Below are 13,959 nucleotides of genomic sequence, written 5' to 3' on the forward strand. Positions count from 1 at the left end.
CTCAGGCGGCCAGCGCCGTCCTCAGGTTGGCCAGCATGTCCGCGACCATTTCCTCCAGGCCGTACTGCGCCTTCCACCCCCAGTCAGCGCGCGCCACCGAATCGTCGATCGAATCCGGCCAGCCTTGCGCGATCGCCTGGCGGTAGTCGGGTTCGTAGCGGATCTCGAAGTCCGGCACATGCTTGCGGATCGCCGCGGCGATCTGCGCGGGCGTGAAGGTGGTGCCGGCGATGTTGTAGCTGCCGCGCTCGCCCAGCCGTTCCGCCGGCGCCTCCATTAGTTCGATGGTCGCGCGCAGCGCGTCGGGCATGTACATCATCGGCAGGGCCTCGTCTTCCTTCAGGAAGCACGTGTAGGGCTCGCCCTTCACGGCTGCATGGAAGATGTCGACCGCATAGTCCGTGGTGCCGCCGCCCGGCGGCGTCTTGTGCGAGATCAGTCCCGGATAGCGCACGCTGCGCACGTCGACGCCGTGGTTGGCGTGGTACCAGCGGCACCAGCCCTCGCCCGCCTGCTTGGAAATGCCATAGACGGTGGTCGGCTCCATCACGGTCTTCTGCGGCGTATCCACGGCTGGCGTGGTCGGTCCGAACGCAGCGATCGAGCTGGGCCAGAACACGCGCTCCAGCCCGGTCTGCCGCGCCAGCTCCAGCACGTTGAGCAGGCTCGTCATGTTCAGGTTCCATGCCCACTGCGGCGCCTTTTCGCCGGTGGCCGACAGCGCCGCCGCCAGCAGGTAGACCTGCGTGATGCCATGGCGCTCGACCACGGTCGCGAGTTCGCCGCGGTCGGTGGCGTTGAGCATCTCGTGCGTGATGTGCACGTGGCGGCCGGTCGGCACTACGTCGGAGGTGATGACGCTGGTACGGCCGTAGCGCTCGGCCAGCGCCAGTGCCAGCTCGGAGCCGATCTGGCCGTTGGCGCCGACGATCAGGATCCTGGGAGTGCTGTCGGCCATCAGATCAGCCCCAGTTCGCGGCCGGCCGCGCCGAACGCATCCAGCGCCGCCTGCAGCGCGGCCTCGTCATGCAGCGCGCTCATCTGCACGCGGATGCGGGCCTGGCCCTTGGGCACCACGGGGTAGAAGAAGCCCACCACGTACACGCCCAGTTCCAGCAGCCGCTGCGCGAGCTGCTGCGCCTTCTCCGCGTCGTAGACCATGATCGGAATGATGGGATGCTCGCCCGCCTTGACGTCGAAGCCCAGCTTGTCCAGCCCCGCGCGGAAGAACTTCGTGTTGCGCTCCAGCCGGTCGCGCAGCTCGGTGCTGCCTTCCAGGATATCGAGCACCGCGATCGATGCCCCGACGATGGCCGGCGCCACGGTATTGGAGAACAGGTACGGCCGCGAGCGCTGGCGCAGCAGCGCCACCACTTCCTGGCGCGCGCTGGTAAAGCCGCCGGACGCGCCGCCCAGCGCCTTGCCCAGCGTGCCGGTGATGATGTCGATCTTGCCGAACACGCCGCGCAACTCATGCGTGCCGCGCCCGCGCGCGCCCAGGAAGCCAGTGGCGTGGCATTCGTCGATGCCAAGCAGCGCGCCATGCTCGTCGCAGATCGCGCGCATCTCGTCCAGCCGCGCGATGGTGCCGTCCATCGAAAACGCGCCGTCGGTAAATACCAGCACGAAGCGCGCGCCGTCCGCGCGCGCCTGCGCCAGCTGCACGCGCAGGTCGTCGAGGTCGTTGTGCTGGTAGCGGTAGCGGCGCGCCTTGCTCAGGCGGATGCCGTCGATGATCGAGGCATGGTTGAGCGCATCGCTGATGACTGCATCCTCGGCTCCCAGCAGCGTCTCGAACAGCCCGCCGTTGGCATCGAACGCCGAACCATAAAGGATGGTGTCCTCGGTGCCCAGGAACGCCGACAGCCGCGCTTCCAGCGTCTTGTGCAGGTCTTGCGTGCCGCAGATAAAGCGCACCGAACTCAGCCCGAAGCCATGCGTGCGCAGCGCCTCGTGCGCGGCCTCGATCACGCGAGGGTGCGACGACAACCCAAGGTAGTTGTTGGCGCACAAATTGATCACCTCGCGGCCGTCGGTGGTGCGCACCCGCGCGCCCTGCGGCGTGGCGATCACGCGCTCCTGCTTGAACAGCCCGGCCTCGCGGATCGCGTCGAGTTCGGTGCGGATGGATGCGTAGAATGCCTCGGCATTCGACATGGCTGGCTCCCGGTGAGGTGCAGTGGTGTGCTGGGGATATGCTACGATTCGATCGATAAATCGAACGTGTTCTGTATATCGAACATTTTGCGCAATATAACGAACATTCATCCATGACGCAAGCCCCGGTCCAGACTCCGCAAGTCGAAGGCCCGCCGGCAGTCGGCCTGGCGCTGCAGGCATTGCGCCAGCAGCAGCGGCTGTCGCTCGACGAACTGTCCCGCCGCGCCGGCGTATCCAAGTCGATGCTGTCGCAGATCGAACGCAACCTGGCCAACCCGACCGTTGCGGTGCTGTGGCGGCTGGCCAATGCGCTGGGCGTGAGCCTGGCCGACTTCCTCGCTGGCGGCGCCGCCGAGCGTCCCGGCGCCGGTATCACCGTGCTGCAGCCGCACGCGATCCCGTCGCTGAAAAGCCCCGATACCCGCTGCGACCTGCGCATCCTTGGCCCGATCGAACTGGCCGGGCGCTTCGAGTGGTATGAACTGACCATCCAGGCCGGCGGCGTGCTGGCCTCCGAGCCGCACGAGGCCGGCACGCAGGAACACCTGACGGTATTGGGCGGGTCGATGACGGTGCGCGCCGGCGCCGACGAGAAGAAGCTGCGGCACGGCGAGACCGCGCGCTATGCGGCTGATGTCGCACATGCGATCTCCAATGGCGGCAAGACCACTGCCACCGCACTACTGGTTGTAGTGCATCCGGGGTAAGGCGGGCAAGGGAGGCCACGCCCCTACCTTCCCCCAACCCGGCCAGCGTTGTTCAGCGGGCGCCGAACAAGCGCTTCACACGCTCCCACAGTACGCCGAAGAACACTGCCACCGGATTCAGGCGCACGGCCTGGTTCCGTTCGGCGTCGGAGAGCGTCGGGTCCATCCTGCGCGATACCGATTTGCCGAAGTCGGCGATCATCCGCCGCACGAAGTCCCGCACCAGCCCCGAGCGCGAGAACTGGGCCAGCGGCCCTTGCAGCGAATACTGCAGATCGACCGCGACTTCGGTCCCGCCGGCGGACAAGGCCCTGAGCTGGTAAGCGATATCGCCCGCGGCCTTGGAATTGCTGAGCGAGTCCTGTCCCGCACCCTTCAGCACGCCGCGCTTGTTCGCATCATCGCGCTGCAGGCGCGCGGCCCCCTCGAACCTTGCCGACATAGGGCCGAACTTGATCGCGATATGGCCCCTTACCTTCTCCCCGGCCACTTCCGTCAGCACCGCGCCGGGCAGGCAGCCGGCCACGGCCGGCAAATCCGCCATGAAGGTCCATACCTCGTCCAGCGCATAGGGCACGTTAAAGCCGCCTTCGATGCGCGACCAGCCCTTGCGGTCGGCCGAGCGCTCGGGCTCGGCGCTGCCCGCCGCAGCCAGGTGCGGCTGCGTGCCGAGCGCCTCGTCCGCGACCGTGAAGCCCGCAAACGCCAGCGGTGCGGCGGCCGCGCCTGCATGCCGCGCGATCACGCCGGCGGCCGCGCGGCGCGCGTCCAGCACCGAACGGATCGCGGCGACGATGCCCATATAGCCGGTGCAGCGGCACAGGTTGCCCGACAACTCATGCCGGATGGTGGCTTCGTCGGCATCGGGCAGGCGCAGCACGATATCGCGTGCGGTGGCCAGCATGCCGGGCGTGCAGTAGCCGCATTGCAGGGCGTGGTGCCGGTTGAAGGCGGCGCGCAGGTCGGCCATGACCGCGTCGTCCTCGTAGCCCTCCACCGTGACGATGTCGGCGCCCTGGCAGGCGGCGGCAAAGGTGATGCACGAGCGCACCGGCTTGCCATCCACCAGCACGGTGCAGGCGCCGCACACGCCATGCTCGCAGCCAAGGTGCGTGCCGGTCAGACGATGCGTGTCGCGCAGGTAGTCGCCCAGGTGCGTCCGGTCCGCGCACGCGCCGGACACCCGGCGGCCGTTGACGGTGAATTCGATGGTCTGCACGGGGTGCTCCTCAGTTCAGCAGTTGCGCGACGCAGCGCGTCACGACGGTTCGGTACAGCTTGCGGTCGATGGCGTCCTTGCCCGGCGCGGCTTGCGCGACGGCTTCGGCCACGGCGTCAGCCGTCAGGGCGGCCGCGCCCTGCGCCGCAACGGCGCGCGTCAGGCCGGGCAGCACCATGGGCGGGCCGTCCAGCGCGCCGAGCACGATGCGGGCAAAGCGGCGGCTGGCGTCGAAGTACGCGGCGCAGCTGGCCTCGGCGAATTCGCCGGTCTTGCGGCACAGCTTCTGGTAGCCCCAGCGGCTGTGCGCGGTCTTCGGCGGCACCCGCACCGCGGCGATCAGTTCGCCGTCGGCCAGCACCGTGGTGTAGGCGCCGAGCATGAACGACTCCATCGGCACTTCGCGCGTGCCGGCGGCGGACGCGATCTCGATATGCGCGCCCAGCGCGGTCATGGCCACGACCCAGTCGGCTGCAGGGTCCGCATGCGCGAGGCTGCCGCCAACGGTGCCGCGGTTGCGGATCGCCCGATAGGCGATGCCGCCGGCAACGGCCTGCAGCATGGTGCCGCGCAGCGGCTCGAACACGCCGTCCTCGATCTGCGCGTGGGTCACGCAGGCGCCGATGCGGATGCCGTCGGCGGTTGCGGTCACGTCGCGGAGTTCGCGCAGCGCCGACACGTCGACCACCGTATCGGGCCGGGTCAGGCGCAGGTTCAGCATCGGCCCGAGCGATTGCCCGCCGCCCATGGCCTTGGATACATCGGTGCCCGCGCCCAGCCGGGACAGCGCCTCCGGCAGCGAGCCGGGTGCGTGGTAGGAGAATGCAACGGCTTTCATCGGTCAGGCTGCCTTCCGGTTATGCGCATCGGCCTCGGCCGCTTCCAGCGCTTCCAGGATCTTGCGCGGCGTCAGCGGCGTCTCCTTCAGCTCGACGCCGAAATCGCGCAGCGCGTCGTTGACGGCATTGAAGATGGCCGCCGGCGGCGCGATCGCCCCGCCCTCGCCCATGCCCTTGGCGCCGAACTCCGTATGCGGCGACGGCGTCTCGAAATGATGGATGCGGATCGACGGGATCTCGGTCGGCCCCGGCAGCATGTAGTCGGCCAGCGTCGATGCCAGCGGCTGGCCGTTGCCGTCGTAGTGCATGGCTTCGAACATCGCGGTGCCGATGCCCTGCGCCACGCCGCCGTAGGTCTGCCCTTCCACCACCATCGGGTTGATCATGGTGCCGCAGTCCTCCACCACGACGTAGTCGAGGATCCCGACATGGCCGGAATCGATATCGACCTCTACCGCCACGGCATGCGTGGCGTAGGTGAAGCTGCCGGTATCGACGGCCGGCTTGAAGCCCATCGTCACTTCAAGACCTTGTGCGTCGACGTCCGGCGGCAGCAAATGCGGGTTGATGTACCAGGCGTTGGCGATGCGCGCGATATCGGCTGCGGTGCCCGCGTTCCCGGACGCCACGGCGCCATCACGGAACGCCACGGCATCCTGCGGCTGGCCGAGCATGTGCGCGCCGATCTTCAGCAGGCGGGGCAGCAGCGCCTTGCATGCGCGCGACACCGCACCGCCCGACATCACCAGCGAGCGCGACGCATATGTGCCCGTCGAGAATGGCGTCAGGCCGGTATCGCCGTGCACCACCTTGATCCGCGCGATATCGATGCCAAGGATCTCGTTGGCGATCTGCGCGAAGGTGGTCTCCATGCCCTGCCCGTGCGAATGCACGCCCACGCGCACCTCCAGCCCGCCGTCCGGCGTGATGCGTACCGTCGCCGAATCGAAGCCCGGGATCACCGGCGTGCCCCACGCGGCAAACACCGAGGTGCCGTGCGCCGATTGCTCGGTGTAGGTGCCAAAACCCACGCCGACATAGGTGCTGCCCTGCGGCCCCGCCTGCTTGCGCGCGCGGATCGCGGGCAGGCCGATCATCTCCATGGCCTTGCGTACGCTGGCCGGGTAATCGCCGCCGTCGAAATGCTTGTTGGTGACGTTGACATAGGGCATCGCTTCGGGCGGCACCAGGTTTTCGCAGCGCACCTCCCACGGTTCGCGTCCCACTTCGCGGGCGATGGCGTCGATCATCAGTTCCATCGCAAAGCAGACGCCGGTGCGCGCCACGCCGCGATAGGGCACGAAGCCCGGCTTGTTCGTCGCCACGCAAGTGGTCTCGCAACGGTAGCCGTCAAAGGCGTACGGCCCCGGCAGGTTGCCAATCGCCTGCCCGGGCTCCAGCCCGATGGTGAACGGCCACACCGAATAGGCGCCGCCATCGATCACGATCTTCGCATCGAGGGCCAGCAGGCGGCCGCTCGCATCGGCATACGCGGTCAGGTCGTAGTGATGCTCGCGCGAGTTCGCGCCGGCGGTCAGGTGCTCGCGCCGGTCCTCGATAAAGCGGAACGGGCGCTTGTACGTCAGCGCCAGCCACGCGACGCACAGCTCTTCCTGCTGCAGCACGCACTTGTAGCCGAAGGCGCCGCCCACGTCGGGCGAGATCACCCGCACGCGCTCCTGCTCCAGTCCCAGGCAATGCGCCAGGATCGTGCGGATCATGTGCGGCACCTGCGTCGCGCTATAGACCACCAACTGGTCGAACTGGTGGTCCCAGTAGGCCAGCACCGCCTTGCCTTCCATCGGCACCATGCACTGGCGCGCCAGGTCGATCTTGCGGCGCACCACGACCGTGGCCTCGTGCTGGCGCGCCTCGAAGTTCTTGTCGGCGGTCAGCGTCAGGAAGGTGTTGTCGCGCCAGTGCTCGTGCACGCGCACCTCGCCGGCGAGCTGGCGCGCCTGGGTCACGTCGGCCAGCGCGGGCAGTTCGTCGAACGACACGGCAACCTGCTCGGCAATGTCTTCGGCCTCGGCGCGCGTAGGTGCGAACGCCATCGCCACCGGCTCGCCGACGAAGCGCACCTTGCCGCTGGCCAGCGGTGGCTGCGCCGAGGGCTGGTAGGACGGAAAGGCCGAGTCGGCAACGATGTCGCTGGCCGCCGCCATGTCTTCACGCACGATCACCGCGGCGGCGTGATTGGACGGCTTGGTCACCGACAGCAGCCGGGCGTGCGCCACCGGGCTGCGCAGGAACGCCACTTCCTGCAGGTCCGGCATGGCGATATCCGCGACGAAGCGGCCCTTGCCGTGCAGGTGCCGCGCGTCCTCCTTGCGCGCCACGCGGGCGCCGACCCCCTGGCCGCGCGGGCTTTCCGGGTAATCCGGTTCCATCGACGATGTCATTGCCCTGTCCGTTCCGATGATAAGCGTGGTTTATTCAGCATACTGACCAAAATCCTATGGAAATGCGGGCGGCCCTGTCAATTGCGGCTTTACCGCATCCCGGCGGCCGCCCAGCGCCATTCAGGCGGCTATTCCCGCACGCCGATGGCGGCAAGCCCCTCGGCACGCGTGGCGACGGTTGCGTACTTCTGCGCCATGTCGAACAGGTTGGCCTCATGCGGCCCCAGCGCGCGGTCGCCCACGCAGTCGGACAGCACGAGCGGGCGGAAGCCGTACTGCATCGCATCGACCACGCTGGCGCGCACGCACCCGCTGGTCACGGCGCCGGCCACCACCAGCGTGCGCACGCCGCGCTGCGTCAGCCACGCCGCCAGCGACGTGCCGAAGAACGCCGACGGCACAGTCTTGCGCACCACCAGTTCGCCCGGCTGCGGCGCCAGTTCCGCCACGATGGCGCTGTTGAAGGCACGCTCCTTCAGCGTCAGCATGTTCGGCACCTTCATCGAGAAGACGTTGTGGTCGGCACCATCGTCGGCATAGACGATGCGGCTGTGCGCGACCGGCCAGCCTTCGCGCCGCGCCACCGCGAGCAGCGGCACGGTGCTGGCGATGGCGTCGCGGATATTGCCGCCGCCGAAGACCGCCGGATCGGCAAAGCCATTGACGAAGTCCACGATCAGCAGCCCGAAGGGCCCATCCATCTCCAGCGCATTGCCGAAGCCCTGGCGCTGGTACGCGCCGATTTCCTTGTGCATCACGACTTGTCCTCCGGGTAGCGGAAACCGTCGGTCACCTTGCCCGCCGTCACCACGTCGACGCCGTCCAGGCGCACGGTGCAGCGCCGCACCGGGATGTCGATATGGCAGGCCGTGGTGCGATGGCCGCCGGCCTCGTTGTTCGGGCCGAGCGAGAACAGGAAGTTGCCCTCGAACGCGCGCGCATCCATGCCGATGGTGGCCTCGCGGTCGTAGAGGCCCAGCGTCGACCAGTGCGCGCGCGGCTGCAGCCCCCAGCCGATATGCGAGATCGCGTACGCTTCCGGGTCATTGAACGACGCCATGTACTCGCTCAGCAGCTCGGCATGGAGCCCGCCTTCGATGCGCGTCGCAAAGCCCGCTTCGACCGTCAGGCGGATCGGTTCGGTGACGTAGGTCTTCTGCGGCAGCAGGATGTCGCCTTTGTCCAGCACGATGGTGCCGTGGGCGGCGCCTTCGTTCGGCCAGGTGAGCGCGAAGCCGCTGGGCCAATGGTCCCAGCGTCCGGGCTCGTCGACAAAGCCGTACTCGCTGATGGCAGGGAATTCACCCAGCGGGCAGCGCAGGTCGGTGCCGGCGGGCGAGACGACGTGCATTTCCTGCGCGCTTGCCAGCCGCTGCGAGGCCGCCTTCACCCGTTCGCGATCGGCCTCGCAGGGCACCATGCGGGCCAGCACCTCGGGCGGCTCGACGGCCAGCAGGATTTTGGTGCCGCCCTGCAGGATCTCGTGCTGCTCGGGCGAGAACAGCAGCGTCATCAGGTCCAGCACCAGGTCGCTCGCCTTCAGCGCGGCGATGGCGGCCGGGTTGCCGGTCAAAGGCGTGGTGCCGAGGTAGGCGAGCGCATCGCGGCTCAGCGCCTTTTCGCCGTTGACGGGCGGCAAGTCAAGCCGGTTGACGATGGCGCCCATCGACTGCGTGGCGGTAAGCGCCGTGGACAGCGTCTGCGGGTAGGTGGCGGCGCTGGTCAGGATGGTGACGGTCTGTCCCGGCTCCAGCCGGGACAGCCGCAGCACCTTGCGCCAGGCCTCGATCATCTGGTGGTCACTTACCGGCATGTCGGCTCCTTGCTCGCTGATTGCGCCAGCGGCGCGCCGAGAAAATCATCTAGCGCCGCGTAAAAGCCCGCTTCGTCGTCCCACGGGATCATGTGGCCGGCATTGGCGACGTGGCTCACCAGCACGCCGGGCAGCAGGGTGCGGATTTCCGCGACGTCTTCGGGCCGCACCACGTCGCCACGGCCCGCGGTCATCAACAGCGTGGGCACCCCGACCCGCGGCATGTCGGCGTGGATGTCGTCACGGTGGAAGTCCTCGAAGCTGCGCACCACCGCGTCTGCGTTGCAGGTGTGCAGCCATTCGGCGCGCAGGCGCAGTTGCGCGTCGGTCCAGGTCGGGCAGAAGCGGCGCATGCCTTCCAGATCGGTGCCTTCCCGGGACAGCCGGATCGAATCGACGTACCACGGCAGTTGCGAAGGATATGGGCGACGCCCGGGGCCCGAGACAGGCGGGTCGACCATCACCAGCCGCGCCAGCCCGTGCGGCTTTCCCGCCGCGGCACGCAGGCCGATCCGAGCGCCCATCGAATGGCCGACCACGCTGTAGCGTCGCAGGCCCAGCGCTTCGGCAAAGGCGACGACGTCGCGCGCCTGCGCATCGAGGCCATAGTCGAGCCCCGGCTCCGCCGACGACAGCCCGCGGCCGCGCACGTCGAGGATGTAGGTGTCAAAGCGCGTGCCGAACTGCTCGCCGACAAAGCCCCACGTGATCGCGGGGCTGGTGATCCCCGGCACGATAACGACCGCGTCGCGCTCGGCACGCCCGCCCTCATTGCCGCCGTAGCGCAGGTAATGCTGGCGGATGCCATTGGCATGAACCTGGCCTCCGTACTGGAAGGTACTCATGGCCGCTCCTCAGTATGCGCCGGACAGCAGCGCACCCGCGCCCGGCACGACCGGCTCGAGGTCGAGCGCACGCAGCATCGCGTAGGTGGTGGCAATGGCGGCGGTCAGCACCGGCTTGCCGGTCATCGCCTCGACCTTCGCCACGGCCGGCAGCGACGGCATCTGCACGCAGGCAGACAGCACGATCACGTCGGCATCCCGCGCGTTCATCTGCGCGACGATGCCCGGCAGCCGCGCGGGATCGTGCCGGGCGACTTCCAGGTTGTCGGGGATTTCCAGCGCGCGATAGTCCACGACTTCATAACCCTCGTTGCGGATGTAGTCCACGACCAGTTCGGTCAGCGGCTTCATGTAGGGCGCGACCACCGCAATGCGCTTCGCGCCCATCACCTTCAGCGCATCCACCAGCGCGCCGGCACTGGTGATGACTGGCGCGTCGCCGCCGTTCGCGGTGGTATGTGCCTTCAGTCGCTGTTCGGATTGCCGGTGGTAGCCACGGCCCATCGCCATGATCGCGACCAGGCAGGCGTAGCCGAGCACGTCAACGCGGGCATCGCTCAGTTCCACCGCGCAGCGGTCGGATTCGGCATCCATTGCCGCCAGTTCTTCCTTGACCACCTTCTTCATCCGCATGCGGCTTGAATGGAAGGTGAAGCGTTCCGGGCGGATCTGCTGGCGCGCCATCAGCATGGCGGGGATTTCGGTTTCCATCGTCGTGTTCGAGCTGGGGACGATCTGGCCGATACGAAAGACTTTTTGCATGGGGTTTCCAGGTTGTGCGATCAGAGCTTGAGCAGGCGTTGCGCGTTGCCGTGGCAGACCAGTGCGCGCGTGGTGCCGTCGAGCGGCGCGCTGTCGATGAACCGCGCAGCCACTTCGGTGGATTCATAGGGATAGTCGACCGAGAACATCACCGCCTCGGGTCCCAGTTCGGCGATGGCGCCCATCAGCGCGCCGTGCGAGCACACACCCGAGGTGGTGATGACGATATTGCGGCCGATGTACTCGGACGGCGCGCGCTCCAGCTTGACGCCGTGTGAATAGACCGCGAAGCGGCTGTCGAAACGCCAGCGCTGGTAAGGCAGGCCCTCGCCCATATGGCCGAGGATCAGCTTGAGGCGCGGGAACCGGTCGAACACGCCGCTGAACAACAGCCGCAGCGCGTGCGAGGCGGTTTCCACACCCCACCCCCACGCGGCCCCGGCCAGCTCCGGATGGCCGGCGAGCACTTGCGGCGACACGAAGGCATCGGTCGGATGCAGGTACATCGGCACGTCCAGCGCCTGCATGCGTTCCCAGAACGCGTCATACGCCGGGTCGTCGTAATAGCGGCCATGCGTATGGCCGTTCACCAGCGAGCCCTTGAAGCCGAGCTGCAGCACGGCGCGCTCCAGCTCGGCCGCTGCCTGTCCGGGATCCTGCATCGGCAGCGCGGCAAAGCCGGCATAGCGCGTCGGATGGCGGGCGATCTGCGCCGCCAGGAAGTCATTGCTTTCGCGCGCCCGTGCCAGCGCCAGTCCGGTATCGGCTTCGCCCTGCACGCCGGGTCCGGTTTGCGACAGCACGGTGATGTCGATGCCGCACCGGTCCATCTCGGCAAGCCGCTCCTCGTCGAAATCGGCAAGGCGGCGGCCAAGCCCGGCGAACACCGCCGGATCGATATGCTGTGTGAACCCTTTGGAATAAGCCTGGAAGCCGGGGGTCATGAAATGCTCTTCCAGGGCGATCTTCTTCACGTTGGTCATGCTGGTGGGGGCTCCTGATGAGTGGAATCGCTGCGTGCCGAGCTTGTCCCACGTGCGCAAACGCGTTGCCTCGTTAATTGCTCAGTACACTGATTAGTTTCGGATTCTAGTCAGCGGATTTTCAAAAGTCCAGACGCCGCGCGGAGGGTTAACACCTATAACGATGGCCGGGGGCGCTCAGTACACTGATTCCAGATGCTCAGTATGCTGACAATATGAAATAGCCATTTAATTCGGGCTTTCCGGCGCCTTCGCTAGACACCACGCGGCGCCGGTGTTGGCCCGCATTTTGCTCAGCATACTGCGTATCTCATCAGCATACTGACTGATGCACCGGCAGGATGCGGCGCTGCACATTGGCGGGTCATGGATGACCCTCACCACCGGCGCCGGCACCTCCGGGAAGCAAACAAACAATAGAGACAACGGCCTGACCAAGGAGCCCCCGCCATGACGATCAGCCTGACCCGCGCCAAAACACGCGCCGAAACGCGCGCCCCCGCCTCCGGCATGACCGCCGAAGAACGCAAGGTCATCCTTGCCTCATCCTTCGGCGCCCTGATGGAGTGGTACGACTTTTACATCTACGCGGCGCTGGCGGTGTACTTCGGCGCACTGTTCTTTCCGCCGGGCAATGAAACGGCCGCCTTCCTGGCCAGCCTGGCCACCTTCGGCGCCGGCTTCCTGATCCGGCCGGTGGGGGCGCTGCTGTTCGGCCGCCTGGGCGACCTGATCGGCCGCAAGTACACCTTCCTGGTCACCATCCTGCTGATGGGCGTGGCCACGGTGGGCGTGGGCGTGCTGCCGACGTACGGGCAGATCGGCATCACTGCCACGGTGCTGCTGGTACTGCTGCGCTTGCTGCAGGGCCTGGCGCTTGGCGGGGAAGTGGGCGGAGCGGTCACCTACGTCGCCGAGCACTCGCCAACAAGCAAGCGGGGCCTCTACACCAGCTCGCTGCAGACCACCGCCACGCTGGGGCTGCTGTCCTCGCTTTTCGTGGTCTACCTGCTCAAGACCTTCCTGACCGAGGCGGAGTTCCGCGCATGGGGCTGGCGTATCCCGTTTATCGTGTCGCTGGTGATGCTGGTGATCTCGGTCTATATCCGCGGCAAGCTGCATGAATCGCCTGTGTTCGCGCGCATGAAGGCGGGCAACGCCACCTCGAAGTCACCGATCCGCGAAAGTTTCACACAGTGGCAGAACCTGAAGTCGGTGCTGCTGCTGTTCGTGGTAGCCGCCGGGCTCGGCGCGATCTTCGGCACCGGCCACTTCTACAGCATGTTCTTCCTCAACAAGACGCTGCACGTGCCCATCGAAACCGTGCACAAGCTGATCGCGATCGCACTGGTGGTGGCCACGCCCTGCTACCTGTTCTTCGGCTGGCTGTCGGACCGCATCGGCCGCAAGTACATCATGATGGCGGCATGCCTGCTGGCTGCGCTGTGCACCCAGCCGGTGTTCAAGGGACTGACTCACTACGCCAATCCGGCGCTGGAGCAGTTCCAGCGGCAAGGCACGGTGCAGGTGACCGCCGGCGACTGCAAGGCGCGCCTGTTCGGCGAGCCGGTGTCGGCCTGCGACAAGATCCGCGGCTACCTGACCGACCTGGGCGTGGGCTACACCTTCGTGCCTGCCAGCGATCCGGCACAGGCGGAAGTGCGGATCGGCGAGCGCACGCTGCAGGGCTTCGACCGCGCCGGCATCAAGGGCGCGCTGATCGAGGCCGGCTGGCCGGAGCGCGCCGATCCCGCCAGCATGAATACGCCGATGGTGTTCATGCTGCTGCTGGTGCCGATCCTGTTCCTGGCCATGGTCTATGGTCCGATGGCCGCCTTCATGGTCGAGCTGTTCCCGGCCAGGGTGCGCTACACCTCGCTGTCGCTGCCCTTCCACCTTGGTGCGGGCTGGGTCGGCGGCATGCTGTCGTTCGTGGTCACGGCGATGAACGTGTCCAGCGGCGACGTGTACTTTGGCCTGTGGTATCCGGTGGTCATCGCCGGACTCGCCTTCGTCATCGGCATGGTGTTCGTGCCAGAGACGCGAGGCCGTGACCTGTCCACCTGAGCTGCTTCCCGGCGCAATTGCAGGGCGGAGAAATCCGCCCTTTTCATCGGCACATATTCAGCATGCTGACTTGTTTCCCGAGCGAGCACGGCGATGGCGCCCGCGTCGGGCGAATGCAGCCGTCGCCAACTTCCATCCCTTCGCGCAGACAACCTGGAGCCC

Annotated in this window: 12 protein-coding genes; 2 read left to right on the top strand and 10 right to left on the bottom strand. The window is 67.3% G+C overall.

Features of this window, described 5'->3' with window-relative positions; translation table 11 throughout:
* Position 1 precedes the first annotated feature (1 nt).
* Entirely contained in the window at positions 2-958 is a 957-nt protein-coding gene (locus tag ACAD63_RS29970; RefSeq protein ID WP_135703703.1) for an L-threonine 3-dehydrogenase, read from the bottom strand.
* Positions 958-2,157 (bottom strand): glycine C-acetyltransferase, encoded by a 1,200-nt coding sequence (gene kbl, locus ACAD63_RS29975; RefSeq protein ID WP_135703702.1) that lies wholly within the window; start codon positions 2,155-2,157, stop codon positions 958-960. Before kbl ends, ACAD63_RS29970 begins: the two co-directional genes overlap by 1 nt.
* Before the next feature lie 113 nt (positions 2,158-2,270).
* Between kbl and ACAD63_RS29980 the strand changes: the two genes are divergently transcribed.
* Complete coding sequence (locus ACAD63_RS29980) at positions 2,271-2,867, top strand: helix-turn-helix domain-containing protein (RefSeq protein WP_434034217.1); 597 nt, start codon at positions 2,271-2,273, stop codon at positions 2,865-2,867.
* 52 nt (positions 2,868-2,919) lie between these two features.
* On the opposite strand, the gene ACAD63_RS29985 is transcribed toward ACAD63_RS29980, so the two are convergent.
* The 8 genes from ACAD63_RS29985 to ACAD63_RS30020 all read right to left on the bottom strand — a co-directional run bounded on the left by ACAD63_RS29985 (position 2,920) and on the right by ACAD63_RS30020 (position 11,730).
* Positions 2,920-4,086 (bottom strand): xanthine dehydrogenase family Fe-S subunit, encoded by a 1,167-nt coding sequence (locus ACAD63_RS29985; protein ID WP_135703701.1) that lies wholly within the window; start codon positions 4,084-4,086, stop codon positions 2,920-2,922.
* A gap of 10 nt (positions 4,087-4,096) precedes the next feature.
* Positions 4,097-4,924: an FAD binding domain-containing protein gene (locus ACAD63_RS29990; protein ID WP_195431467.1), complete on the bottom strand. Its 828-nt coding sequence runs from the start codon at positions 4,922-4,924 to the stop codon at positions 4,097-4,099.
* 3 nt (positions 4,925-4,927) lie between these two features.
* Positions 4,928-7,327, bottom strand: a complete 2,400-nt coding sequence (locus ACAD63_RS29995; protein ID WP_434034218.1) for a xanthine dehydrogenase family protein molybdopterin-binding subunit — start codon at positions 7,325-7,327, stop codon at positions 4,928-4,930.
* Between the two features lie 128 nt (positions 7,328-7,455).
* Positions 7,456-8,082, bottom strand: coding sequence for an N-carbamoylsarcosine amidohydrolase (locus tag ACAD63_RS30000; protein WP_135704017.1), 627 nt, complete (start codon positions 8,080-8,082; stop codon positions 7,456-7,458).
* A complete protein-coding gene (locus tag ACAD63_RS30005; protein ID WP_135703698.1) occupies positions 8,082-9,140 on the bottom strand; it encodes a 2,5-dihydroxypyridine 5,6-dioxygenase in 1,059 nt (352 codons plus the stop codon). The genes ACAD63_RS30000 and ACAD63_RS30005 overlap by 1 nt, the downstream gene beginning before the upstream one ends.
* A complete protein-coding gene (locus tag ACAD63_RS30010) occupies positions 9,131-9,985 on the bottom strand; it encodes an alpha/beta fold hydrolase (protein ID WP_195431462.1) in 855 nt (284 codons plus the stop codon). The genes ACAD63_RS30005 and ACAD63_RS30010 overlap by 10 nt, the downstream gene beginning before the upstream one ends.
* Positions 9,986-9,994: 9 nt before the next feature.
* A complete protein-coding gene (locus ACAD63_RS30015; protein WP_195431460.1) occupies positions 9,995-10,747 on the bottom strand; it encodes a maleate cis-trans isomerase family protein in 753 nt (250 codons plus the stop codon).
* A gap of 20 nt (positions 10,748-10,767) precedes the next feature.
* Positions 10,768-11,730, bottom strand: coding sequence for an amidohydrolase family protein (locus tag ACAD63_RS30020; RefSeq protein ID WP_135703695.1), 963 nt, complete (start codon positions 11,728-11,730; stop codon positions 10,768-10,770).
* A 450-nt stretch (positions 11,731-12,180) separates the two neighbouring features.
* Here ACAD63_RS30020 and ACAD63_RS30025 point away from each other — a divergent pair, with 450 nt between their 5' ends.
* Entirely contained in the window at positions 12,181-13,797 is a 1,617-nt protein-coding gene (locus tag ACAD63_RS30025) for an MFS transporter (protein ID WP_135703694.1), read from the top strand.
* Positions 13,798-13,959 lie beyond the last annotated feature (162 nt).

It is taken from the genome of Cupriavidus sp. a3, from assembly GCF_051015765.1.
GTDB classification, from domain to species: domain Bacteria; phylum Pseudomonadota; class Gammaproteobacteria; order Burkholderiales; family Burkholderiaceae; genus Cupriavidus; species Cupriavidus oxalaticus_A.